Source organism: Pantoea sp. nfd-35 (assembly GCF_056892255.1).
Genome location: NZ_CP122403.1, coordinates 2,483,730 through 2,506,425, shown reverse-complemented (window position 1 = coordinate 2,506,425; position 22,696 = coordinate 2,483,730). Strand labels below are relative to the sequence as shown.

At 54.0% G+C, this 22,696-nt stretch carries 23 protein-coding genes and 3 tRNA genes; 12 read left to right on the top strand and 14 right to left on the bottom strand.

Going from position 1 to position 22,696, the window contains the following annotated elements:
* Positions 1-7 precede the first annotated feature (7 nt).
* From sufB to P9J57_RS11640, 6 genes are read left to right on the top strand one after another with little or no spacing between them, the layout of a single operon-like run.
* The gene (gene sufB, locus P9J57_RS11665) at positions 8-1,501 is read left to right on the top strand and encodes a Fe-S cluster assembly protein SufB (RefSeq protein ID WP_013025594.1); all 1,494 of its coding nucleotides are present in this window, start codon (positions 8-10) and stop codon (positions 1,499-1,501) included.
* Between the two features lie 46 nt (positions 1,502-1,547).
* The gene (sufC, locus tag P9J57_RS11660) at positions 1,548-2,294 is read left to right on the top strand and encodes a Fe-S cluster assembly ATPase SufC (protein ID WP_013025595.1); all 747 of its coding nucleotides are present in this window, start codon (positions 1,548-1,550) and stop codon (positions 2,292-2,294) included.
* Positions 2,269-3,546: a Fe-S cluster assembly protein SufD gene (sufD, locus tag P9J57_RS11655; RefSeq protein WP_015700416.1), complete on the top strand. Its 1,278-nt coding sequence runs from the start codon at positions 2,269-2,271 to the stop codon at positions 3,544-3,546. The genes sufC and sufD overlap by 26 nt, the downstream gene beginning before the upstream one ends.
* Positions 3,546-4,769: a cysteine desulfurase SufS gene (gene sufS, locus P9J57_RS11650; RefSeq protein ID WP_028715077.1), complete on the top strand. Its 1,224-nt coding sequence runs from the start codon at positions 3,546-3,548 to the stop codon at positions 4,767-4,769. The genes sufD and sufS overlap by 1 nt, the downstream gene beginning before the upstream one ends.
* 21 nt (positions 4,770-4,790) lie before the next feature.
* Complete coding sequence (gene sufE / locus P9J57_RS11645; RefSeq protein ID WP_014593602.1) at positions 4,791-5,207, top strand: cysteine desulfuration protein SufE; 417 nt, start codon at positions 4,791-4,793, stop codon at positions 5,205-5,207.
* Positions 5,208-5,263: 56 nt separating this feature from the next.
* Positions 5,264-6,244 (top strand): L,D-transpeptidase family protein, encoded by a 981-nt coding sequence (locus tag P9J57_RS11640; RefSeq protein WP_014593603.1) that lies wholly within the window; start codon positions 5,264-5,266, stop codon positions 6,242-6,244.
* 74 nt (positions 6,245-6,318) lie between these two features.
* On the opposite strand, the gene P9J57_RS11635 is transcribed toward P9J57_RS11640, so the two are convergent.
* The 6 genes from P9J57_RS11635 to P9J57_RS11610 all read right to left on the bottom strand — a co-directional run bounded on the left by P9J57_RS11635 (position 6,319) and on the right by P9J57_RS11610 (position 10,391).
* Complete coding sequence (locus P9J57_RS11635; RefSeq protein WP_006118977.1) at positions 6,319-6,555, bottom strand: major outer membrane lipoprotein; 237 nt, start codon at positions 6,553-6,555, stop codon at positions 6,319-6,321.
* A 306-nt stretch (positions 6,556-6,861) separates the two neighbouring features.
* Positions 6,862-8,274 carry a pyruvate kinase PykF gene (pykF, locus tag P9J57_RS11630; RefSeq protein ID WP_013025600.1) on the bottom strand — a complete coding sequence of 471 codons (1,413 nt, stop codon included), beginning with the start codon at positions 8,272-8,274 and terminating at the stop codon, positions 6,862-6,864.
* 346 nt (positions 8,275-8,620) lie between these two features.
* Positions 8,621-8,697 (bottom strand) — tRNA-Val (locus P9J57_RS11625).
* Between the two features lie 10 nt (positions 8,698-8,707).
* Positions 8,708-8,784 (bottom strand) — tRNA-Val (locus P9J57_RS11620).
* A 3-nt stretch (positions 8,785-8,787) separates the two neighbouring features.
* Positions 8,788-8,864, bottom strand: a tRNA-Val gene (locus P9J57_RS11615).
* A 153-nt stretch (positions 8,865-9,017) separates the two neighbouring features.
* Positions 9,018-10,391: an MATE family efflux transporter gene (locus P9J57_RS11610; RefSeq protein ID WP_014593604.1), complete on the bottom strand. Its 1,374-nt coding sequence runs from the start codon at positions 10,389-10,391 to the stop codon at positions 9,018-9,020.
* A 204-nt stretch (positions 10,392-10,595) separates the two neighbouring features.
* Here P9J57_RS11610 and P9J57_RS11605 point away from each other — a divergent pair, with 204 nt between their 5' ends.
* The gene (locus P9J57_RS11605) at positions 10,596-11,264 is read left to right on the top strand and encodes a riboflavin synthase (protein ID WP_013025602.1); all 669 of its coding nucleotides are present in this window, start codon (positions 10,596-10,598) and stop codon (positions 11,262-11,264) included.
* A gap of 294 nt (positions 11,265-11,558) precedes the next feature.
* On the opposite strand, the gene cfa is transcribed toward P9J57_RS11605, so the two are convergent.
* Positions 11,559-12,707 (bottom strand): cyclopropane fatty acyl phospholipid synthase, encoded by a 1,149-nt coding sequence (gene cfa, locus P9J57_RS11600; protein ID WP_024471835.1) that lies wholly within the window; start codon positions 12,705-12,707, stop codon positions 11,559-11,561.
* A gap of 286 nt (positions 12,708-12,993) precedes the next feature.
* On the bottom strand, positions 12,994-14,196 hold the full coding sequence (gene punC, locus P9J57_RS11595; protein WP_014605955.1) for a purine nucleoside transporter PunC: 1,203 nt from the start codon (positions 14,194-14,196) through the stop codon (positions 12,994-12,996).
* A 109-nt stretch (positions 14,197-14,305) separates the two neighbouring features.
* Here punC and punR point away from each other — a divergent pair, with 109 nt between their 5' ends.
* Positions 14,306-15,211: a DNA-binding transcriptional activator PunR gene (gene punR / locus P9J57_RS11590; RefSeq protein WP_013025606.1), complete on the top strand. Its 906-nt coding sequence runs from the start codon at positions 14,306-14,308 to the stop codon at positions 15,209-15,211.
* On the opposite strand, the gene purR is transcribed toward punR, so the two are convergent.
* The gene (gene purR, locus P9J57_RS11585; protein ID WP_014605954.1) at positions 15,208-16,233 is read right to left on the bottom strand and encodes an HTH-type transcriptional repressor PurR; all 1,026 of its coding nucleotides are present in this window, start codon (positions 16,231-16,233) and stop codon (positions 15,208-15,210) included. The genes punR and purR overlap by 4 nt on opposite strands.
* Positions 16,234-16,513: 280 nt before the next feature.
* On the opposite strand from purR, the gene cydH reads away from it, so the two are divergent.
* Positions 16,514-16,603, top strand: coding sequence for a cytochrome bd-I oxidase subunit CydH (gene cydH, locus P9J57_RS11580; protein WP_019105306.1), 90 nt, complete (start codon positions 16,514-16,516; stop codon positions 16,601-16,603).
* 64 nt (positions 16,604-16,667) lie between these two features.
* Here cydH and P9J57_RS11575 read toward each other — a convergent pair whose 3' ends face one another.
* Entirely contained in the window at positions 16,668-17,489 is an 822-nt protein-coding gene (locus P9J57_RS11575; protein WP_014593610.1) for a C40 family peptidase, read from the bottom strand.
* Positions 17,490-17,853: 364 nt separating this feature from the next.
* On the opposite strand from P9J57_RS11575, the gene P9J57_RS11570 reads away from it, so the two are divergent.
* Positions 17,854-18,189 (top strand): Grx4 family monothiol glutaredoxin, encoded by a 336-nt coding sequence (locus P9J57_RS11570; protein WP_170934913.1) that lies wholly within the window; start codon positions 17,854-17,856, stop codon positions 18,187-18,189.
* A 45-nt stretch (positions 18,190-18,234) separates the two neighbouring features.
* On the opposite strand, the gene rnt is transcribed toward P9J57_RS11570, so the two are convergent.
* The 4 genes from rnt to P9J57_RS11550 form a co-directional block, all read right to left on the bottom strand.
* Positions 18,235-18,906: a ribonuclease T gene (gene rnt, locus P9J57_RS11565; RefSeq protein WP_029569947.1), complete on the bottom strand. Its 672-nt coding sequence runs from the start codon at positions 18,904-18,906 to the stop codon at positions 18,235-18,237.
* 119 nt (positions 18,907-19,025) lie between these two features.
* Complete coding sequence (gene gloA / locus P9J57_RS11560; protein WP_013025612.1) at positions 19,026-19,433, bottom strand: lactoylglutathione lyase; 408 nt, start codon at positions 19,431-19,433, stop codon at positions 19,026-19,028.
* Between the two features lie 110 nt (positions 19,434-19,543).
* Entirely contained in the window at positions 19,544-20,641 is a 1,098-nt protein-coding gene (gene nemA, locus P9J57_RS11555; RefSeq protein WP_014605951.1) for an alkene reductase, read from the bottom strand.
* 46 nt (positions 20,642-20,687) lie between these two features.
* Positions 20,688-21,290, bottom strand: coding sequence for a TetR/AcrR family transcriptional regulator (locus P9J57_RS11550; protein ID WP_022622467.1), 603 nt, complete (start codon positions 21,288-21,290; stop codon positions 20,688-20,690).
* A gap of 175 nt (positions 21,291-21,465) precedes the next feature.
* On the opposite strand from P9J57_RS11550, the gene P9J57_RS11545 reads away from it, so the two are divergent.
* Together P9J57_RS11545 and P9J57_RS11540 are read left to right on the top strand one after the other, a co-directional pair.
* The gene (locus P9J57_RS11545; RefSeq protein WP_071785158.1) at positions 21,466-21,705 is read left to right on the top strand and encodes a DUF1289 domain-containing protein; all 240 of its coding nucleotides are present in this window, start codon (positions 21,466-21,468) and stop codon (positions 21,703-21,705) included.
* Between the two features lie 68 nt (positions 21,706-21,773).
* Positions 21,774-22,670, top strand: coding sequence for an aldo/keto reductase (locus P9J57_RS11540; protein ID WP_483279222.1), 897 nt, complete (start codon positions 21,774-21,776; stop codon positions 22,668-22,670).
* Positions 22,671-22,696: the final 26 nt, after the last annotated feature.

Here is a 22,696-nt window from a genome sequence, read left to right as displayed (position 1 = left end):
GTGAAATATGTCACGACACAGCGAAACATCTGACGATGTACAAATGTGGGAAGGTAAGCTCAATTACAAAGAGGGCTTCTTTACCCAATTGCAAACCGAAGAATTTGCCAACGGCATCAATGAAGATGTGGTACGGGCAATTTCGGCTAAGCGTAACGAGCCAGAGTGGATGCTGGAGTTTCGTCTTAAAGCCTTTCGTGCCTGGCTGGAAATGGAAGAGCCGCACTGGCTGAAAGCGCATTACGAAAAGCTGGATTATCAGGACTACAGTTACTACTCCGCGCCATCGTGCGGAAACTGCGATGACACCTGTGCGTCTGAACCGGGCGCGACCCAGGCATCGGGCAGCGCCCCTGCCAGTGATTATCTGACGCAGGAAGTTGAGAACGCGTTTAATCAGTTGGGCGTTCCGGTACGTGAAGGTAAAGAAGTGGCCGTTGACGCCATCTTCGACTCCGTATCCGTATCCACGACCTATCGCAGCAAGCTGGCCGAGCAGGGGATTATCTTTTGCTCCTTTGGCGAAGCGATCCACGATCATCCAGAGCTGGTGAAAAAGTACCTGGGTACCGTGGTGCCTCCCAATGATAACTTTTTTGCCGCGTTGAACTCTGCGGTAGCCTCCGACGGTACTTTCGTCTACATCCCGAAAGGGGTGCGTTGCCCGATGGAGCTGTCTACCTATTTCCGCATTAACGCTGCGAAAACCGGTCAGTTCGAACGTACGATTCTGATTGCAGATGAAGACAGCTACGTGAGCTACATCGAAGGCTGTTCCGCGCCCGTGCGTGACACCTACCAGCTGCACGCTGCGGTGGTAGAGGTCATCATTCATAAGAACGCGGAAGTGAAATATTCCACCGTTCAGAACTGGTTCCCGGGCGGTGAAGGCGAGGGCGGTATCCTCAACTTCGTCACCAAGCGCGCCCTGTGCGAAGGGGATTACAGCAAAATGTCGTGGACGCAGTCGGAAACCGGCTCGGCCATTACCTGGAAATATCCAAGCTGTATCCTGCGTGGCGATCACTCCGTGGGCGAGTTCTACTCGGTGGCACTGACCAGCGGACGCCAGCAGGCGGACACCGGTACCAAGATGATCCACATCGGCAAAAATACGAAGTCGACGATTATCTCTAAAGGTATTTCCGCCGGGAAAAGCCAGAATACCTACCGTGGCCTGGTAAAAATCATGCCCACGGCCACCAACGCACGTAACTTTACGCAGTGCGATTCCATGCTGATTGGTCCGGATTGTGGCGCGCATACGTTCCCGTATGTTGAAACCCGTAACAATACCGCTCAGCTGGAGCACGAAGCCACCACCTCACGTATCGGCGAAGATCAGATGTTCTACTGTCTGCAACGCGGCATCAGTGAAGAAGATGCGATTTCGATGATCGTGAACGGTTTCTGTAAAGACGTATTCTCTGAGCTGCCGCTGGAATTTGCAGTGGAAGCGCAAAAACTGTTAGCCATCAGCCTTGAGCACAGTGTGGGCTGATTGACGCCGTCACACGCGTTGCCGGAAGCAATGTGAAGGAATAAGCATGTTAAGTATTAAAGATTTACAGGTTAGCGTTGAAGACAAAGCGATTTTACGTGGTCTGAACCTTGAGATTAAGCCCGGTGAAGTTCATGCCATTATGGGACCGAACGGTTCGGGTAAGAGTACGCTGTCTGCGACCCTGGCCGGACGTGAAGACTATGAAGTCACCGGCGGTTCCGTAACCTTTAAGGGCAAGGATCTGCTGGAGCTGGAACCTGAGGAACGTGCAGGCGAAGGCATCTTTATGGCTTTCCAGTACCCGGTTGAAATCCCCGGCGTCAGCAACCAGTTTTTCCTGCAGACCTCCGTGAATGCGGTGCGCAAATACCGTCAGCAGGACGAGCTGGATCGCTTTGATTTCCAGGACTTCATTGAAGAAAAAATCGATCTGCTGAAGATGCCAGAAGATCTGCTGACGCGTTCCGTTAACGTAGGCTTCTCCGGTGGTGAGAAGAAGCGTAACGATATTCTGCAGATGGCGGCGCTGGAGCCGGATCTCTGCATTCTGGATGAAACCGACTCCGGTCTGGATATCGATGCCCTGAAAATCGTCGCCAATGGCGTAAACAGCCTGCGTGACGAAAAGCGTGCATTTATCATCGTAACCCACTATCAGCGTATTCTGGACTACATCAAGCCAGACTTCGTACACGTGCTGTATCAGGGTAAAATCGTAAAATCAGGCGATTTCTCGCTGGTGAAACAGTTGGAGGAGCAGGGCTATGGCTGGCTTACCGACGAAGAGTGATACCGCGCTGCAACAGTGGCACCACCTGTTTGAATCACGCGGTGAAATGCGTTCAATGCAGGCTCAGCAGCACTGGCAGCAGTTAATGCGTTTGGGCTTGCCCACCCGCAAACATGAAAACTGGAAATACACGCCGCTGGATGGCCTGCTGGCGCATCACTTCGTGTTGCCTGAGGCGCACGAGCTCAGCGCTACGCAGGTTGATGCACTGTCGCTCCCGCTGGATGCCGTACGTCTGGTTTTTGTCGACGGAAGATTCCAGCCTGCGCTGAGTAGCAGCGATACCGAACTGTTCGAGATTCAGCACAGCGTTGCGGCCGAGCGCCGCGACCTGCCTGCCGCCGTGCAGCCGGAGATTTTTCTGCACCTGACCGAAAGCCTGGCTGAAGAAGTGACGCATATTCGGCTGGCGCGTGGCAAGGCGGCGGCACGTCCGCTTTATCTGCTGCATATCACCAGCGGCAAAGACGACGGCATGAACACGGTTCATCATCGTCATCATCTGCAACTGGAAGAAAGCGCAGAAGCGGAAGTGATTGAGCACTTTGTCACGCTAAACGACAGCGCGCATTTTACCGGCGCCCGTTTCACCTTTGCCGTTGCGGACAATGCCAGGCTTCGTCACACCAAGCTGGCTTTTGAGAGCAGCAAAAGCTATCACTTTGCCCATAACGACATAGTGATCAACCGCGATGCGCAGGTGACCAGCACCAGCTTCTTACTGGGTGCTGGCCTGAGCCGTCACAATACCAGTACGCAGCTCAATGGTGAAAATACTCAGCTGTCCCTGAACAGCCTGGTGCTGCCGGTGAATCAGGAAGTGGCGGATACCCGCACCTATCTTGAACACAACAAAGGCCACTGCCTGAGTCGCCAGATGCATAAAACCATTGTGCGTGACAAAGGCCGTGCGGTGTTTAACGGTCACATCAAAGTCGCGCAGCACGCACTCAAAACTGACGGACAGATGACCAATAACAACCTGTTGTTAGGCCGTCTGGCGGAAGTGGATACCAAGCCGCAGCTGGAAATTTACGCGGATGACGTGAAGTGCAGCCACGGGGCGACCGTAGGCCGTATTGATGACGAGCAGATGTTCTACCTGCGTTCTCGCGGCATTGAACAGGACGCGGCGCAGACCATGATCATCCATGCCTTTGCTGCCGAGTTAACCGAAACGCTGGATAATCCAATTCTGCGCCAGGCTGTGCTGCAGCGCATCGCGCAGCGCTTCCCGGGAGGCGACTCATGATGAACTTCGATCTCGAGCGTATCAGGGCGGATTTTCCCATCCTGAAGCGTGAGGTCAACGGTCATCCGCTGGCCTACCTTGACAGCGCCGCCAGCGCACAGCGTCCTCTGTCGGTCATCAATGCCGAAAGTCATTTCTACCAGCACGGCTACGCGGCCGTGCACCGCGGTATTCACACGCTCAGCCAGCAGGCGACCAGCGATATGGAAAACGTTCGCCAACAGGTGGCACGTTTTCTCAATGCATCGTCGTCGGAAGAGATTGTTTTTGTAAAGGGTACGACGGAAGGGATCAATCTGGTCGCCAACAGCTGGGGCGGCAGTCAGCTTCAGCCTGGTGATAATCTGATTATCACGCAGATGGAGCACCATGCGAATATCGTGCCCTGGCAGATGGTGGCAGAGCGCTGCGGTGCCGAGATCCGGGTGCTGCCGCTGACCGACAACGGTGAGCTGGCACTGGATCAACTGGCTGGTTTGATCGACAGTCGGACCCGCTTACTGGCGGTGACGCACGTTTCAAACGTGCTGGGCACGGTTAACCCGGTGAAAGCGATCGTCGCGCAGGCCAGAGCGGCTGGCGTCGTCACGCTGATTGACGGGGCTCAGGCTGTGATGCATAACACCGTTGACGTGCAGGACATCGACTGCGACTTCTATGTCTTCTCCGCCCACAAGCTCTATGGCCCGAACGGCATTGGCGTACTTTATGGCCGCAAGGCACTTCTGGATGCCATGCCGCCGTGGGAAGGTGGTGGCTCGATGATTGGTGAAGTCCTGCTGCCAACCGGCACCACCTGGAATACGGCGCCATGGCGCTTTGAGGCCGGTACGCCAAACACCGGCGGCATTATTGGGCTGGGTGCGGCGCTGGACTATGTGCAGGCGCTGGGTCTGGATACGATTCATCAGCGTGAAACCGCATTGATGAACTATGCCCTTGATAAACTCTCATCCGTACCTGATATTCAGATTTACGGTCCGCAGCAGCGCGCAGGCGTGATTGCTTTTAACCTTGGCAAACACCACGCGTTTGACGTCGGCAGCTTCCTTGATCAGTACGGTATTGCGATTCGCACCGGACATCATTGCGCAATGCCGTTACTGCGCCACTATCAGGTGCCGGCGATGTGCCGTGCTTCCTTCACCTTCTACAACAGTGAAGAAGAGGTCGATCGCCTGGCGGCCGGCCTGACGCGTATTCATCGTCTGCTGGGCGGTTGAGCAGAGTAAACGGAGTGATTAATGGCGACGTTGCCAGAAAAAGAGAAACTGGTGCGCAACTTCAACCGTTGCGCCAACTGGGAAGAGAAGTACCTCTACATCATTGAATTGGGTGCCAAACTTCCGGAATCATCTGAAACACTGCATCAGCCCGAATATGCCATTACGGGCTGCCAGAGCCAGGTGTGGATCAAGATGACACCGCAGGCAGATGGCACCATCGGCTTTGAAGGTGACAGTGATGCAGCCATTGTTAAGGGATTGATAGCTATCGTATTTAGTCTCTATCAAAACCTGCAGCCCGCTGACATTGTGGCGCTGGATGTGCGCCACTGGTTCAGCGAACTGGCCCTGGTTCAGCACCTCACGCCAACGCGTTCGCAGGGGCTGGAAGCGATGATTAAGTCAATTCGCCATACCGCTCAGAACCTCAGCTAAGATACACTTCAAAGACGCCATCCGGCGTCTTTTTACTATCTGACGAGAAAAACCGCATGAAACCTGCTTTGCGTTTAGCTGGTGCATTGCTGCTGACCTGCTTTGGGCTCTCTGCACCCGTTTTTGCCACGGAATACCCTTTACCGCCCTCCGACAGCCGCCTGATTGGTGAGAATGTGGTGACCCAGGTACCGGATAACAAACGTCCTCTTGAAGAGATTGCTGCGCGTTATCAGGTCGGGCTGCTGGGCATGTTGGAAGCGAATCCCGGTACCGATCCCTGGTTACCGAAACCGGGCACCCAGTTGACCATTCCTCTGCAGATGATTCTTCCGGACACGCCGCGTGAAGGCATTGTGGTGAACCTGGCCGAACTGCGGTTGTACTATTATCCAAAGGGCGAAGACAAGGTTATCGTGTATCCCATTGGCATTGGTCAGATGGGGATCGTCACGCCCATCATGGTGACCAGCATCAGCCAGAAAATACCCAATCCTACGTGGACGCCCACGGCGAATATCCGCAAGCGCTATGCCAAAGAGGGCATCACGCTGCCCGCCGTCGTGCCAGCAGGCCCGGATAACCCCATGGGGCTGCATGCGCTGCGTATGGCGCGTGGAACAGGCCAGTATCTTATCCACGGCACCAATGCCAATTTTGGTATCGGTATGCGCGTCAGTTCAGGCTGTATTCGTTTACGTACCGAGGATATCGAAGCGCTGTTCAATAGCGTGCCGGTAGGGACGCGGGTACAGATTATTAACCAACCGGTAAAATTCAGCGTTGAACCGGATGGTAAGCGCTACGTTGAGGTGCATCAGCCGCTGTCACGTAATGAGAAGGAGGATCCGCAAACGGCTCCATTAGCGCTCAGTGCGGACTTCAGATCCTTTATGAAGAGCGAGAAGAGTGACAGAGCGTTGATCAAAGCCACGCTGACGCGTCGCTCAGGCATGCCTGTGCTGGTCAGTGCGGGTGAGCCGATACAGGATGAGGCTGCGGCCTCTGCGTCATCCCAGCGCGCTGTGGGCGAGTAGGGCGGACGTCGTTATCCCGAACTGCAGACAAAAAAAATGGTGCCACAAGGGCACCATTTTTAAAACCAGAACTCTTACTTACGGTAAGAGTGAGCCTGGTTGTCCAGACGCTGGTTAGCGCGAGCTGCGTCATCTTTAGCAGCCTGAACGTCAGAACGCACTGCGTTCACGTCGTTGCTCAGCTGGTCAACTTTAGCGTTCAGAGTCTGAACGTCTGAAGACAGCTGGTCGATTTTAGCGTTGCTTGAGCAACCAGCCAGCAGAGTTGAACCCAGGATTACCGCGCCCAGTACCAGTTTAGTACGATTCATTATTTATACCCTCTAGATTGAGTTAATCTCCATGTAGCGTTACAAGTATTACACAAAGCTTTTTAACTTGAGAATAATTTTTTGATAAGAACATGCTTAAACATGATCGTTCGCTCAAAGAAGCAGCGAATTGAAGAACAACATAAAAAAATTTAGCTAAAACAGAGAGATTTAATCGGATTAACCTTAATTTGCAGCGCATTTTTATTGTCATTACGCGCTGGCTTTTTCCTGAATCTGTATTATGAAGACAATAAAAAAGCGCCTTTGAAGGCGCTTTTTAAAAAAGAGGCGTTAAACGCGATATTACAGAACGTGTACCGATGCCGTATTGGTCGTTCCGCTGGGTACCAGCGCACCTGAAACCAGCACAACAACATCACCTTTCTGAGCAAAACCGCTTTCCAGCGCCGCTTCTTTACCCAGGTGATAGAAATCATCGGTAGAGGCGATTTCGCTGACCATACGGGTCTCGATCCCTTTGCTCAGAATCAACTGGCGCGCCGTGGTGGCGTTGGTGGTCAGTGCCAGGATGGTTGCATTAGGGAAATACTTACGCACGGCCTTGGCTGATTTACCGCCTTCTGTGGCGACTACAATCAGTGGTGCTTCCAGTTTCTCGGCTGTCTCAACGGCACCGCGGCAAACGGCTTCGGTAATGCGCAGCTTACGGCTATCATTTTGTCCGTCGATGCGTGGCTTCATCACGCGGTCGGTACGCTCACAGATGGTCGCCATGATGGTGACCGACTCCAGCGGATAGCGGCCTTTCGCGCTCTCGCCAGACAGCATCACCGCATCCGTTCCATCCAGAATGGCGTTAGCCACGTCGCCAGCTTCAGCGCGGGTTGGACGCGGGTTCTTGATCATGGAATCCAGCATCTGCGTCGCGGTGATGACAACTTTGCGGGCTTTATTACATTTTTTAATCATCATCTTCTGCGCGAAGATCACTTCTTCAACCGGGATTTCAACGCCCAGATCGCCACGCGCAACCATGATGCCGTCCGAGGCTTCGAGGATTTCGTCGAAGTTATTCAGGCCTTCCTGGTTTTCAATCTTGGAGATGATTTGAATGTTTTCGCCACCGTGCTGCTTCAGGTGTTCACGAATTTCCAGCACGTCTGAGCGTTTACGAATAAACGAGGCTGCAACAAAATCCACGCCTTGCTCACAACCAAAAATCAGATCGCGCTTGTCTTTCTCTGCGAGTGCAGGCAGCTGGATGGAAACGCCAGGCAGGTTCACGCCTTTGTTTTCGCCCAGATCGCCGTTGTTCAGCACTTCACACACAACGCTGTTCTCAGTGACTTCGGTGACCTGCATGCCGATCAGACCATCGTCGACCAGTACAGTGTTACCAATTTTGAGATCGTTCGCGAAGCCTGAGTAGGTCACGGCAACACGCTCGTTGTTACCAATCACGCTCTGGTCGGTGGTAAAGGTAAAGGTTTGACCGGCTTTCAGTGACACATCGTTGCCACCTTCCAGCTTCATGGTGCGGATTTCCGGCCCTTTGGTATCCAGCAGGATAGCCGCAGGAATGCCGGTTTTTTTCGTCACGGCACGCATGTTGGTAATACGCTGACCGTGTTCTGCATAGTCACCGTGAGAGAAGTTAAGACGCATGACGTTCATGCCTGCTTCAAGCAGCTGAGTCAGCATCTCTTCGGATTCGGTTTTTGGGCCGATTGTACAAACGATCTTAGTCTTTTTCATGACGGGTTATCTGTAAGTTGTGATGGATGAAAAACAGGATTTCGATGACAGTGCACCGAAATGAGAACTCTGGTTGAAATCGAAAAGGGCAGTACAGGATAAGAATAGGTGACGAAGGCCAGGCGTGCAGGGAAGTTGCGTGGTTAGCTTGGTTAACCACCGGGACGTTGTTGCGCAAACAATCTTTATTATCGTCATAAGCACGTAGTCGCTGAAACCTTTCAAGTAGGACAACGCGGCCAGTATAATCACTAAGTATGCGAAAACCAATCGAAAAACAGTACGTAAAGGTAATGTAAATCAAGAAAAGGGTTGTTGCGCAAAAGAAGAAAGGACGTAAAAAGAGTGGTGCGCTCTAATGGACTCGAACCATCGACCCCCACCATGTCAAGGTGGTGCTCTAACCAACTGAGCTAAGAGCGCATATCAAATTTGGTGCGTCCGAGTGGACTCGAACCACCGACCCCCACCATGTCAAGGTGGTGCTCTAACCAACTGAGCTACGGACGCACTTGGTGCGCTCTAATGGACTCGAACCATCGACCCCCACCATGTCAAGGTGGTGCTCTAACCAACTGAGCTAAGAGCGCAACACGCTGTCAGGGCGACAGCGGGGACGAATATTAACGGCAGCGTAAGAGGCTGGCAAGGGGAAAAACGCAAATTTGCCAATGAATGAACATCATCTGCGCGATGCGCCGTTTTTTTGAACGTAACGGGCCTTTTCGGGCCCGTTCAGCGAGTTAGCGAGACGCGCGCGTAAGAATTAATTCCGCAGGAAGCTGCTGCAAACGTCGCACGCGCCACAGCATCATGACGGCGGCCGACGTCAGGCCAACGATAAAACCGCACCAGAAGCCGGCAGGCCCCATGCGCGGCACCACCCAGTCGGTCAGTGCCAGGATGTAACCAGAAGGTAAACCCAGCAACCAGTAAGCGATAAAGGTAATGAAGAAAATCGATCGCGTATCTTTATAACCGCGCAAAATTCCGCTGCCGATCACCTGAATAGAATCCGAAATCTGGTAAATCGCAGCCAGCATCATCAGTTGCGCAGCCAGCGTGACCACCGCGGGATTGTCGTTATAAAGCTGGGCAATTTGATGGCGAAAGGTCACGGTAAAAATGGCCGTAATCACCGCCATGCTTACGCCAACGCCCTGCGCGGTCCACGCGGCGACCCGCGCCTGCTCTGTCGAGCCCTGACCCAGCCGATAGCCAACGCGAATGGTGGCGGCAACGCCCATCGACAGCGGCAGGACAAACATCAGCGAACTGAAGTTCAGGGCAATCTGGTGTCCGGCGACGTTAACAATCCCCAACGGCGAGACTAACAGGGCCACCACGGCAAACAGGGTCACTTCAAAAAACAGCGCCAGCGCGACCGGCAAACCCAACCCTGTGAGACGTTGCAGGATAACGCGTGAAGGCGCTGACCAGCGGCTCTCTACGCGAATGTCTCGCATACTGCGCATCCGTCGTACCCAAAAACGCATGCAGAAGAACATGGCCCAGTACACCGAGGCCGTCGCCACGCCACAGCCTACGCCGCCCAGCGCCGGCATGCCGAAATGGCCGTAGATAAAAATGTAGTTCAGCGGGATATTCAGCATCAGCCCAAGAAAACCCAGCACCATCGCGGGCTTGGTTTTGGATAGCCCCTCGCACTGGTTACGCATAACCTGAAAAAACAGGTAGCCTGGCGCGCCAAACAGCAGGGCATGCAGATAGCCCTCGGCCTTTTCTGCCAGCAGCGGATCGATATCATGCATCGAGCGGATAACATACCCGGCATTCCACAGCACCAGCATGATGAGCAGAGAAAGGAAAAACGCCAGCCAAAAGCCCTGACGAAGTTGTTCAGCGATTCGCTCACGGCGACCTGAACCATTAAGTTGCGCAATGGTGGGCGTCAATGCCAGTAAAACACCATGACCAAACAGGATGGCGGGAAGCCAAATGGACGTGCCAACAGCAACGGCGGCCATATCCGTGGCGCTGACGGCGCCGGCCATAATGGTATCTACAAATCCCATCGCGGTTTGCGCCACCTGAGCCAGGATAACGGGGATCGCGAGGGCCAGCAATTGACGCGCTTCTGTTAAATACTTCTGCACGTAAACACCTGACTTATCTGATTAATAAAGAAATGAGGACTGCTTCAGACGAAGCAGGGCTTAGTGTAACTGGCGCGACCGATTTCTCCAATCTTTGTCACGCAATGCGTTTTGGACTTGTGCCGCCTGTCTCTCAGGCTGTTGAAACCTAACACTTAAGCATGGCTGTGTTAAACTGGCACAAATTTCGTAGAGGCAAAGACTATGTTTACCGGTATTGTGCAGGGCACCGCAGAAATCGTGTCCATTGAAGATAAAGGTCTGTTTCGCACCCATGTGGCCAGGCTTCCTGCTGACCTGTTGCCGGGTTTAGCGCTGGGCGCATCGGTTGCCCATAACGGTTGCTGCCTGACCGTCACCGAAATCAACGGCGATCTGGTGAGTTTTGACCTGATCAAAGAAACTCTGCGCGTGACCAATCTTGGTGATCTCAAGCAGGGCGATGTGGTGAATATCGAGCGGGCGGCAAAATTCAGCGATGAAATTGGCGGTCACCTGATGTCCGGCCACATCATGACCACGGCTGAAATCTGCAAAATTGTCCGCTCTGAAAACAACCGCGAAGTCTGGTTTAAAATTCAGGATCCTTTGCAGATGAAATATATCCTGCACAAAGGATTTGTGGGCATCGACGGTATCAGCCTGACCGTAGGCGACGTGACCAAAACAAAATTCTGCGTTTATCTTATCCCCGAGACGCTGGAGCGAACCACTCTCGGCGCCAAAACCTTCGGCGACAGAGTTAACATCGAAATCGATCCCCATACTCAGGCTATTGTGGACACGGTGGAGCGCGTCCTCGCCCAGCGTGAAGATGCCGCGCTCAAGGCACTCGCAGAGCAGGCCGATCAGCCCGAAACGGATCGGGATTAACAGCGGTAAATAGCGGTAAATAACGCCAGCCGTGACCAAAGCGTTGCCCACAGGCCAGCAGGTTGCCGTGTCGCCCGCCGTCTTCCGGGACGACTGACGGCTGTGCAGTGTCAACTGCCCGGGCGAAAACGCCCGGCGTGAATGTGCTGCTGCCCTGGACTGCGGTTTAAGATCGCCATTTTCCCGTCTGCGAAGGTGGGAGCTGACAGATAACGCGGCAACCTGGCTTACCGGCTGCCGTCCGCGTTCGGTCCGGACAATATCGACCTTGCCACGGCGCATAAACGGGCGCAATCATCGCGCCACCCGCAATCCACCCTCAACGCCACGGCTGAAGACAACCTGCCAGAGCTGAATCTCACGGGCGCGAAACGCACCGGCGCAGGCGTTCAGGTAGTAGGAGAACATGCGTCGGAAACGTTCTTCGTAACGTCCGGCCAGGTCAGGCCAGGCTCGCTGGAAACGCTCATGCCAGGCCATCAGCGTGGTGTCGTAGTCAGCGCCGAAGTTGTGCCAGTCTTCCATAATGAAATGCGGTTCGCTGACGTCGGCAATATGGCGTAAAGAAGGCAGGCAGCCATTCGGGAAAATATACTTGCCGATCCACGGATCGACGTGCATATCCGTTTTGAGCGCGCCAATGGTATGCAGCAGAAAAATTCCGTCTGGCTTGAGGTTGCGATTGACCGTGGCAAAGTAGGTTGGGTAGTTTTTCGGCCCCACGTGTTCGAACATCCCCACCGAGACGATGCGGTCAAACTGCTGATTCAGATCGCGATAATCCTGAAGCAGGATAGTGACATCCAGCCCTTCGCAGCGTTGCTGCGCCAGCTTTTGTTGTTCTGCAGAGATCGTCACGCCTTGTACGCTGACGCCATAGTTTCTTGCTGCATAAGCCGCCAGACCGCCCCAGCCACAGCCAATATCCAGCAAGGTCATACCGGGTTTCAGTTGCAGCTTGCGACAGATCATGTCCAGTTTGGCTTCCTGTGCCGCCTCAAGCGTCGTGGCGTCTTTCCAGTAGCCACAGGAGTATTGCATGTAAGGATCGAGCATCAGGGTAAAAAGGTCATTACCCAGATCATAGTGCGCTTTGCCGACTTGCCAGGCCCGTTTTTTCGACTGCAGGTTAACCAGGCGGGCCAGCGCAATGCGCACGATATCCTGCACGTGATGAGGAAGCTGCTCATCAAGCTTATGTTTCAACGCCCGATGAAAAAACATATCCAGCCTTTCGCACTCCCACCAGCCGTCCATATAACTTTCGCCCAGCCCCAGGGAGCCCTTTTGCAGGACGCGTTTAAAAAAATCGGGATGTTTAACCTGAATGTCCCATGGGCGGGAACCGTTGATTTCGATGTCTGCTTTTTGCAATAACTCATGAACGATACGGTACCAATGGTTTCGTTCGATATTCACTTCTGCTACACATGTTGAACTCATAGCCACTCCATCACCAGAACTGTCAGAACCTGAGAAAGAGCAGGAGCCGTTTCTCAGGATTATGAGAAAAGTCACAGATGACGCCTTGCGCCAGACAACCTTAAGCGTACAGAGAAAGGGTGCAATGCAGGGGCCAGCAGAGTGCATTTGCCCACAAAGACACCTTCACAGCGATGAGGCTGCGTCAAACATTGTTATTATGATGGTACGGCGAATCAGGGCCCGGCACAGGAGGCGCTGGCGGGCCCGTCACGTGTTGATCACTCAGACGACAAAAGTCGTTGCCTCAGTGATTATCCTGGCAGGGATGTGCCGTTGAGGCAATATCAGTTTGTGCGCCGGTGCGGCGCTGCATCTGATAGCCTGCCAGCGCCAGTACAATCGTCACCGCCATGATGAGCGTTGTGGTGAACAGCGCCTGGGTCAGGCCCGCCGATACGGCCAGGCTGGCGACAAAGCACAGGCCCAGCTGCAGCGTGTTCTGAAGGGCGGCGGCTCTGCCGGTCGCATGGGGGAAGGGCAGAAGTGCACTGGATACGACGATGGGATAAATCGCCCCGTTCGCCAGCGCCATGCCGCAAAACGGCACCAGCAAAGCGGTGAGTGAAACCGAGCCTGACAGGGCGACGGCAAACAGGGCCAGTACGCTAAGGCTATAGACGATGAGCAGCCATGGCAGCAACTGCGCCCCTTTGAAACGGTTAAGGAGCGCACGGCAGCCAAAACCGCCGACTAAGAAAGCAATGGTCTGCGGAATATAGCTTAAGCCGATATCAGCAGGCGACAGGCCAATCGCTGCCAGAATAAACGGTGATCCGGTCAGCCAGGCAAAAAAGCTGGCCGAGCAGGCAGAATACATCAGGACGTTACCGCTGTAGACGCGTGAACGCAGCAGCGTCATAAAACCGGGCTGTGACGGGGCCGGGCGGCGCGCTGTTTGTACCGATGGCAGGCGCAGCGTAATCAGGATCAGGGCCGCGGCAATCGCGGTCAGAACGACAAAAATTGAGCGCCAGTGAAAATGGCTAATCAGCCAGGCACCCAGCAGCGGGGCAAGCGCAGGAGACAGCGCGACCAGCGGCATAATAGTGGCAAAGACTTTATTCGCGCGCGACTGAGGATAGCGATCGACCACCAGGGCCTGCCAGCTCACGGCAGCCGCGCACACGCCGATGGCCTGAATGAAGCGCAGCACCAGCATCAGTACCACGTCGTCCACCCACAGCATCCCCGCACAACCCAGCGCAAACAGGCTCAGTCCTGCCAGCAATACCGGTTTGCGGCCAATACGATCTGACAGCGGTCCCCATACCAGCTGACCACAGGCAAAACCCGCCAGGAACAGGCTCATACTGGCGCTGATCATCCCGGCGGAGGTGTTAAAACTTTGCTGCATGGCCCCGAAGGCGGGCAGGTACATATCGGTGGCCAGAAAGCCCAGCATACTGAGCACGGCAAGATAGGGAATGAATCCTTTAGAAGCTGACATCTGATTCTCATTTTTTTGCAGGATAAACGCGGGGCAGTGTAAAAGCTGTACTTCATACTGTGAAACGGTAAAATTTGCCTGTTGCTGTTAAAAAATTTAAAGGCAGGATATGTGGTCTGAATATGCGCTTGAAGTGGTTGATGCGGTCGCGCGTGGCGGCAGTTTCAGTGCCGCGGCCCAGGAGTTACACCGTGTGCCTTCTGCCATAAGCTATACCGTTCGCCAGCTTGAAACCTGGCTGGCGGTACCGCTGTTTGAACGGCAGCACCGGGAGGTTGTTTTGACACCTGCGGGCGAACATTTTGTGCGAGAAGGCCGCAGCGTCATCAAAAAAATGGATGCCACGCGCCGTCAGTGCCAGCAACTGGCCAACGGCTGGCGAGGGCAAATCGCGATTGCGGTGGACTGCATTGTGAAACCGCACCGAACCCGTCAGTTCGTCAGGGATTTCTATCGCCACTTTCCGGATATGGAGCTTCACATCAGTTATGAAGTGTTTAACGGCGTATGGGATGCGCTGGCTGACGGAAGAGTCGAGGTCGCAATAGGCGCGACTCAGGCGATTCCGGTGGGCGGGCGGTTTGCTTTCCGCGATATGGGAACCCTGAACTGGCGCTGCATCGTCGCGCGGGAACATCCGTTAACCCAGGTCGCCCGGCTGGATGATGAGGCGTTGCGCAACTGGCCTTCGCTGGTGCTGGAAGACACCTCGCGCGCGTTACCGCGCCGTATGACCTGGGCTCTGGATAATCAACGCCGACTGGTGGTGCCTGAATGGCAGACCGGGCTGGACTGCGTCCGGGCCGGGCTGTGCGTCGCAATGGTGCCGGGGCACTTAGCCCGCCCGCTACTGGACAGCGGCGAAGTGACTGAACTTAACTTGCCCCAGCCTTTTCCAGAAAGTCCCTGCTGCGTCAGTTGGGCGGAAGATCGCGCATCACCGGCATTGGGCTGGTTGCTCAATTACCTGGGTGATGCGCAAACGCTCAATCAGGAGTGGTTGAGCGAGGATTAGCGACGGTAGTCGCGATAGGGACCGTAGCCTACAGAGCGTCGCTCAATCAGTGTCGGATGCACTTCGATGGTTTGCGACTCTTCACGCTTGCTGGTAATGCGGTCCAGCAGCATCTCCAGAGCCTTCTCCCCCAGTTGCGCTTTTGGCTGGTGCACGGTAGTCAGTGCAGGCGTGAAATAGCGTGCGTTGCGCACATTATCGTAGCCAATCACCGAAATATCCTGCGGGACGCGCAGGCCCATTTCATCGGCGGCACAGATAGCGCCCATGGCCATAATATCGCCACCGCAGAACACCGCGCTTGGGCGCTGCTTCTGCGACAGAATTTGCTGCATAGCCTGATACCCGGATTCAGGCTCGAAATCGCCCTGCACAATCCACTCTGAACGCGGCTGAATACCGGCTTCTTCCAGCGCCTTGAGGAAACCGGCATGACGGCCACCACCGGTGTTACGTTCCATTTGCCCTGGAATGGCGCCAATATCGCGATGCCCGCGTTCGATGAGGTAGCGGCCGGCCAGATAACCGCCCTGAAACGCATTATCCAGCACCGTGTCAGTAAAATCGGCACGGGATTCGCCCCAGTCCATGACCACCATGGGAATATTGCGGTTGGCTTCCAGCATTTGCAGCAAATCATCCGGGTACTCAGAACACATGACCAGCAGCCCATCGACGCGCTTCTGCGCCATCATCGAGAGGTAGGCACGCTGTTTTTGCAGGTCGTTATGCGCGTTGCCTAAAATCAGGGTGTAGCCTTTATCAAAGCAGTGATTCTCCACGGCTTCAATAATTTCAGCGAAATAGGGCGCCTCGCTGGAGGTGGCCAAAAGGCCCAGCGTTTTGGTGTGATTCACCTTCAGGCTGCGTGCTACGGCGCTGGGTGAATAATGTAATTCCCGAATCGCTTCCCAGACCGCTTCGCGGGTATCTTCTGCGACAAAGCGCGTCTTATTGATGACGTGAGAAACGGTTGTGGTAGAGACGCCTGCACGTTTCGCCACATCTTTAATTGTTGCCATGAAAATCGAACTCCCGGGCTTATCTAACCTGTTGATAAGCATGTTGTTAAACGTTTGCGTCAGCGGACGGTTATTTCTGCAAAAAAATCGTTTTTCTGACCGGTTATGGGGCATCGGGGCAGGAAATAACGGTTGAAAAGGGTGCTGACGCAACCGATGTTGCGCGCTGTTGCGCAACAAAGAGGGGATTCTAACAAGGCTGCGCGGATAAAACGAGATTTTTACCCACGCGTGTGGGAAAATGCTTAACCCCTACTAAAATTGTGCCTAAGGAGTTGTGATGAGTACCGATCTGAAACTGTCATTGATGACCACGGCGGCTGCACTGTTGATGATTATTGCGTTCAGCTTTACCGCCATTCTGAACTAATAAAAAAGCCGGGAAGGTTTCCCTGTCCCGGCTGCGTTCCGTCGGTATGACGGAGGAGTGACGTTTAGCGAACGGTTTTTGGCGTCATGACGCGACGCGCACCAATATAGTGGCGCTGCCAGTAATCTTCGCTTAACGCACTGATTTGAATGTCCTTTCCGGTACGCGGTGACTGAATAAATTTACCGTTACCCAGGTAAACACCCACGTGGTCGGCCGTGCCACGTCCGTTGATGCGGAAAAACACCAGATCGCCTTTCTCCAGCGCTTCCCGATTCACCGGCGCGGCATCCCGCAGGTGATACATTTCATTTGCAGTACGCGGAATTTTAAATTTCACCACATCTTTGTAGGCGTACCACACCAGGCCGCTGCAGTCGAAACCGGTATGCGGCGATTTTCCGCCCCACTGGTAGCGCTTGCCCAGCTGTCCCATCAGTTTTGCCATCGCCGTTTCACGTGCTTTTTGATAGCGCTGACGGTGTGCGTTGCTCATTTTGATGGTGCCGGTATCCTTGCTGTCCGCTTTCGCCACCTTCACCGCGCGTTGATGACCATAGCGTTTCTTGCTGGTGGCGTTGGCGGCCACTTTTTTGGTGAGCTTCTTGTGTGAATCAGTCGCTTTGGTCAGGGTTTTGTGAGAGGCAACCGCGTGAGAGGGATTTTTACTGGTTTTAAGCGTTTTGCTGGATTTCTGCTCTGCGGAGGAACGGCTTTTTTTCGCCGACGCTTTAACCGTGCGTCGCTTGCGCCGCTCATCTTCGCGCGCACTTTTTTTCTCTACCTTATGCAAGCTGGCCTTAACCGGCGCCTGCGGTGATGCAGAGGCGACGTTAAAGAACAGTTGCGCAAAAGCCAGAATAAGAAGCGTAATAATTGAACGCATAGTCCGTTTACTGGTTAAGCTGTCAGGTTCAACAGATATCTGACAAGGTTAAGAAAAATCTGATCAACGATCAGCGCCGAAGACATTCTAGTCCAGTTTTTTTTAAAACAGTAAGTCCTTTTTTTATTAATTAATAACTTGGGTAAAAAGCAGGCATAAATAAGCAATTTCAGCAGGTTAACTCAGCAAAATTATTGCAAATTATTAATGCATTCACCTTTTGGGTCCCGATGAGCGGGTGGATAGCGCGCAAGCGGACTTAACAAACATGGCGGTTTGCCCTAACGGGAAGAAAATCTCATTTTCAGTCCTGAAGGGAAGTCGCTACAATAAAGAAACACGAAGTGACGAATTAAGGAAGGCAATAATGAGTACTGTAGAAAAAATTCAGCGCCAGATCGCAGAAAACCCGATCCTGCTGTACATGAAAGGTTCGCCGAAACTGCCAAGCTGCGGTTTCTCTGCCCAGGCGGTTCAGGCGCTGTCTGCCTGTGGTGAGCGCTTCGCTTACGTGGATATTCTGCAGAACCCGGATATTCGCGCAGAGCTGCCAAAGTATGCTAACTGGCCAACCTTCCCTCAGCTGTGGGTCGATGGCGAACTGGTTGGCGGCTGCGACATTATTGTTGAGATGTTCCAGCGTGGCGAATTACAACCGCTGGTCAAAGAAACCGCTGAGAAGTTTAAAGAAGCGGAATAATAAAAAAGGCCGACATCGTCGGCCTTTTCTTCGTTTAACGGGCGTTTACTCCGCCGCGCCCTGATCTTCTGTTGCTTCTTCCGCTAGAGCCAGCGGCCAGCCTCCCAGACGTTTCCAGCGATTGACCAGTTCGCAGAACAGCGTGGCCGTTTGCTGCGTGTCATACAGCGCAGAGTGCGCCTGACTGCTGTCAAATTCCATCCCGGCCGCTTTGCAGGCTTTGGCCAGTACCGTCTGACCCAGCACTAACCCGCTCAGAGCGGCCGTGTCGAAAGTGGCAAAAGGATGAAACGGATTCCGTTTCAGGCTGGCGCGTTCGGCGGCGGCATTCATAAAATTAAGATCGAAGGTGGCATTATGCGCCACCATGATCGCGCGATTGCACCCGGTATCTTTAATGCCTTTGCGCACCAGTTTAAAAATGGCATGCAAGGCTTCGTATTCGCTCACCGCGCCCCGTAACGGATTGCTGGGATCGATGCCGGTAAAGGCAAGGGCTTCCGGATGCAGCAGAGCGCCGACAAAAGGTTCAACATGAAAATGCAGTGTCTGGTCGTGATGAAGCCAACCCTCGTCATCCATTTTCAGCGTAATGGCCGCGACTTCCAGCAGCGCATCGGTTTGCGCATTGAAGCCCGCCGTTTCCACATCGATAACCACGGGATAGAAACCACGAAAGCGTTGATTGAGTGCGTTGGGGGAAGACGATTCAGACATCAGGATCTCATTGCAGAAAAAGGGCAGCGCGTAGTATGCCAAAAAAGCGCCCCGTCTGCAGCAGGTACAGGTAAGGGAAGCAAGAATCAGCCCGCGTTGCGCGGGCTGATGTTGACGGCTTAGCTGCCGAGGCCGTGTCCGGCATGTTTATTTTCGATCAGTTCGATTTTATAACCGTCTGGATCTTCAACAAAGGCAATGATCGTGGTGCCACCTTTGACCGGGCCGGCTTCACGCGTCACGTTACCGCCGTCGTTACGGATGCGCTCGCAGGTTGCGGCAACATCATCAACGCCCAACGCGATGTGACCATAAGCGTTACCGAGATCGTAGCTGTCAACGCCCCAATTGTAGGTCAGCTCAATAACGGCACCTTCGCTCTCTTCGGTGTAGCCCACAAACGCCAGGGTATATTTATATTCAGCGTTTTCGCTTTGGCGCAGCAGGCGCATGCCCAGCACGCGAGTGTAAAAATCAATGGAGCGTTGCAAATCGCCAACGCGCAGCATGGTATGAAGTAAACGCATAGCTTCCTCTTTTGAAAAACGTCATCCCCGGATGACACAAACACTCAGTATAGCGACGATAATCGCCAAAGAATAACCGCAGCCGTGAAAGACTCACGGCTGCCTGCGTTTTACAGTGCAGGATAGTCAGTATAGCCTTCAGCGCCGCCACCGTAGAAGGATTCGGGACGCTGTGGATTCAGTGGTGCATCTTGTTGTAAACGCTGGGCCAGATCCGGGTTAGCGATGTAATCCCGACCAAAGGCAACGGCATCGATCAAGCCGCGGCTGATAAGATCATCCGCTTTCTCAACGGTGTAAGCGCCAGCGCCAATAATTACGCCCGGGAAGGTATCACGGACTTTCTGACGGAAGGCGTCGCTGTAAGGTGTACCGCCTGCCCAGTCAGGTTCTGACATATGCAGATAGGCAATCTTGCGTTTCGCCAGTTCAGCGATGTACCACAGTGCATCTTCTTCTTCGTTCGGGCCATTATCCAGGTTCTGGAAGCTGCCGACAGGAGAGACACGGATACCAACACGATCCGCTGACCAGTTGGCAATCGCGGCATCGACCACTTCAAGCGCAAAACGTCCGCGTTTCTCAACGCTGCCGCCGTACTCATCGGTACGCTGATTCGAGGACGGTGACAGGAACTGGTGCATCAGATAGCCGTGAGCGGAGTGCAGTTCCAGCATGTCGAAGTCTGCTTCCCGCGCATTGGCAGCGGCCTGACCAAAATCGGCAACGATTTGCTGAATTTCACTGATGCTCAGTTCGCGCGGCACTGAGGTATCTTCGCGATACACGCTGCCGTCTTCGGCACGCAGGGAGGTACGTGTGCCTGCGGGAATCGCCGAAGGCGCAACCGGCGCTTTACCTTCCGGCTGGACGCTGTTGTGTGAAATACGGCCGGTGTGCCACAGCTGTACGGCACTGTGTCCGCCTGCCTGGTGAATACCTTCGTTGATATTTTTCCACGCGGCGATTTGCGGCTGGGTGTGTAAACCCGGCGCACCCGCATAACCTTTGGCCTGGAAAGAAATCTGGGTAGCTTCGGTAATAATCAGGCCCGCCCCGGCGCGCTGACGATAGTATTCGGCCATCAACGGCGTCGGGATATCGCCTGGCTCAATGCTACGCAAGCGTGTCAGCGGGGCCATAAAGACACGATTAGGCACGGTAATTGCGCCAACTTTTAGCGGACGAAACAGCTGAGTACTCGCCATAATAACTCCTTTTAAGTAGACCGGTCGTCTACAAATTGTGGTTTTTTTAAACCAGTGGCGCTTTCAGCCACTGTTCGATGGTAATAAACGCCAGCCGCAGGGGCTGTGCCTTACGGGAAAGCTTGCTTTGCAAACTGGCACCGAGCCACAAGACATAGAGTAGCTCTGCCAGCTGTTCAGGCGGATGCGGCAATATCAGTCCTTCTTCCTGCTGTGCCGTCGTTAAGGCGCGGCTATAAGCCGCGATAACATGACTGGCACCGTGCTGCAGGGCACCGCGCATGGGTTCAGACAGGTCACAAACTTCAGCCGACAGTTTCACACTCAGACAACCGACGATGTGCCCCTGTTGTTCAAACACCGCAAGCGCATGTCTGAAATGGTCTAACAATCGTTCTCTCACCGTGCCCGCTGGCTGAGACAACTGTTGCTCTACCTCATGCAGGTAGCGGACAAAGTAGCGCTCAAGCAGGGCAACGCCAAACGCTTCTTTTGACGGGAAATAGTAATAAAACGACCCTTTCGGAATGGCCGCCTGTGTCAGCAGCTGACTCAGCCCCATGGCGGTAAATCCGCGCTGCAGGCAAAGCTTCTCGCCCGTTATCAGCAGGTGTTCACGTGTTTCATGACGTTGTGGCATCTTGTTCATGGGGTTTATCCTGGTAGACCAATCGGTCTAATGCAAATTTTAATCGCGGGACAGGCACAGAGTGTTAAATCATCACGTATTGAAAGTGAATAAATTGTTCGTGTTGTGATTATTTCTTGCACAATCGCACCAGTCTGTCTTCAATAGAGGGATGCACGTTTTAGCGGGGGCAGTTGTGGCAGAGCAGCTTGAGTTTTTTCCGGTTCCCAGTCCATGCCGGAGTATTTGTCAGACAGATTCACGTGGCTATTGTCTCGGTTGCCTGCGCAGCCGCGACGAGCGTTTTAACTGGATGCGCTATACCGACAGCCAGAAACGTGACGTGCTGCGCCTTTGCCATCAGCGCCGCCTGCGTATGCTGCGTCAGCAGCATAAGGATGAGCCTCAGGAACCCCAGCAACCGACCTTGTTCTGACCCCCGCACGATTTCCGTTATACTCCCTGACAGACAACCAGCCGCTTTTGTGTCACAGGGAGAACACGATGTTACAACCGCAAGCTATTGCGCCACAGGGCCCTCACTTTTCACCGCTGATTATGGGCTACTGGCGCCTGATGGAGTGGGACATGACGCCACAGCAACGGGTCGCCTTTATTGAACACCATCTTTCACTGGGGCTTTCCACGGTCGATCATGCCGATATTTATGGTGATTACCGTTGCGAGGCGGCGTTTGGTGAAGCATTAAAACAGGCACCCTCGCTGCGCCAGCGGCTTCAGATTGTCACGAAATGCGGCATTGCGACGCGCGCCAAACCCGAACATCAGATTGGCCATTACATCACCGATACCGCACACATTCTTGCCAGCGCAGAGCGTTCGCTGCAGGCTTTTCACACCGATTATCTCGACCTCCTGTTGATTCATCGGCCCGATCCCCTTATGGACGCCGATGACGTTGCCGATGCGTTTCTTCAACTGCATCAGGCCGGTAAAGTGCTTCATTTCGGCGTGTCCAATTTTACACCTGCGCAGTTTGCCCTGTTGCAGTCGCGTCTGCCTTTTAGCCTGGTCACTAATCAACTTGAAATCTCTCCCGTTCAGCAAAACGTGCTGCTGGATGGTTCGCTGGATCACTGCCAGCAGCAGCGCCTGCGCCCTATGGCATGGTCCTGTCTCGGGGGCGGACGTCTGTTCAGCGATCCCCATTTCCAGCCGTTGCGCGACGAGCTGGCGCGGGTCCGAGAGGAGACAGGCGCATCCAGTCTGGAACAGGTCGTCTACGCATGGGTGATGCGCCTGCCGAGCAAGCCGTTACCTATCATCGGCTCCGGCAAAATCCAGCGCGTCACCGAGGCGGCGGGGGCCGTGGATCTGTCGCTCAGTCGCCAACAGTGGTTCTGTATTCGTAAAGCAGCGCTGGGCTACGACGTACCCTGAGCGTAAACATTCGTCAATTTGCGGCA

What these genes read in the sequence shown, in the direction of transcription:
- P9J57_RS11575 (WP_014593610.1), bottom strand. Translation starts at nt 17,489, where the DNA reads ATGCGTTCAATTATTACGCTTCTTATTCTGGCTTTTGCGCAACTGTTC.
- sufC (WP_013025595.1), top strand. Translation starts at nt 1,548, where the DNA reads ATGTTAAGTATTAAAGATTTACAGGTTAGCGTTGAAGACAAAGCGATT.
- sufE (WP_014593602.1), top strand. Translation starts at nt 4,791, where the DNA reads ATGGCGACGTTGCCAGAAAAAGAGAAACTGGTGCGCAACTTCAACCGT.
- sufS (WP_028715077.1), top strand. Translation starts at nt 3,546, where the DNA reads ATGAACTTCGATCTCGAGCGTATCAGGGCGGATTTTCCCATCCTGAAG.
- gloA (WP_013025612.1), bottom strand. Translation starts at nt 19,433, where the DNA reads ATGCGTTTACTTCATACCATGCTGCGCGTTGGCGATTTGCAACGCTCC.
- punR (WP_013025606.1), top strand. Translation starts at nt 14,306, where the DNA reads ATGTGGTCTGAATATGCGCTTGAAGTGGTTGATGCGGTCGCGCGTGGC.
- sufB (WP_013025594.1), top strand. Translation starts at nt 8, where the DNA reads ATGTCACGACACAGCGAAACATCTGACGATGTACAAATGTGGGAAGGT.
- P9J57_RS11540 (WP_483279222.1), top strand. Translation starts at nt 21,774, where the DNA reads ATGTTACAACCGCAAGCTATTGCGCCACAGGGCCCTCACTTTTCACCG.
- pykF (WP_013025600.1), bottom strand. Translation starts at nt 8,274, where the DNA reads ATGAAAAAGACTAAGATCGTTTGTACAATCGGCCCAAAAACCGAATCC.
- punC (WP_014605955.1), bottom strand. Translation starts at nt 14,196, where the DNA reads ATGTCAGCTTCTAAAGGATTCATTCCCTATCTTGCCGTGCTCAGTATG.
- P9J57_RS11635 (WP_006118977.1), bottom strand. Translation starts at nt 6,555, where the DNA reads ATGAATCGTACTAAACTGGTACTGGGCGCGGTAATCCTGGGTTCAACT.
- sufD (WP_015700416.1), top strand. Translation starts at nt 2,269, where the DNA reads ATGGCTGGCTTACCGACGAAGAGTGATACCGCGCTGCAACAGTGGCAC.
- rnt (WP_029569947.1), bottom strand. Translation starts at nt 18,906, where the DNA reads ATGTCTGAATCGTCTTCCCCCAACGCACTCAATCAACGCTTTCGTGGT.
- purR (WP_014605954.1), bottom strand. Translation starts at nt 16,233, where the DNA reads ATGGCAACAATTAAAGATGTGGCGAAACGTGCAGGCGTCTCTACCACA.
- P9J57_RS11605 (WP_013025602.1), top strand. Translation starts at nt 10,596, where the DNA reads ATGTTTACCGGTATTGTGCAGGGCACCGCAGAAATCGTGTCCATTGAA.
- P9J57_RS11640 (WP_014593603.1), top strand. Translation starts at nt 5,264, where the DNA reads ATGAAACCTGCTTTGCGTTTAGCTGGTGCATTGCTGCTGACCTGCTTT.
- cydH (WP_019105306.1), top strand. Translation starts at nt 16,514, where the DNA reads ATGAGTACCGATCTGAAACTGTCATTGATGACCACGGCGGCTGCACTG.
- nemA (WP_014605951.1), bottom strand. Translation starts at nt 20,641, where the DNA reads ATGGCGAGTACTCAGCTGTTTCGTCCGCTAAAAGTTGGCGCAATTACC.
- P9J57_RS11550 (WP_022622467.1), bottom strand. Translation starts at nt 21,290, where the DNA reads ATGAACAAGATGCCACAACGTCATGAAACACGTGAACACCTGCTGATA.
- cfa (WP_024471835.1), bottom strand. Translation starts at nt 12,707, where the DNA reads ATGAGTTCAACATGTGTAGCAGAAGTGAATATCGAACGAAACCATTGG.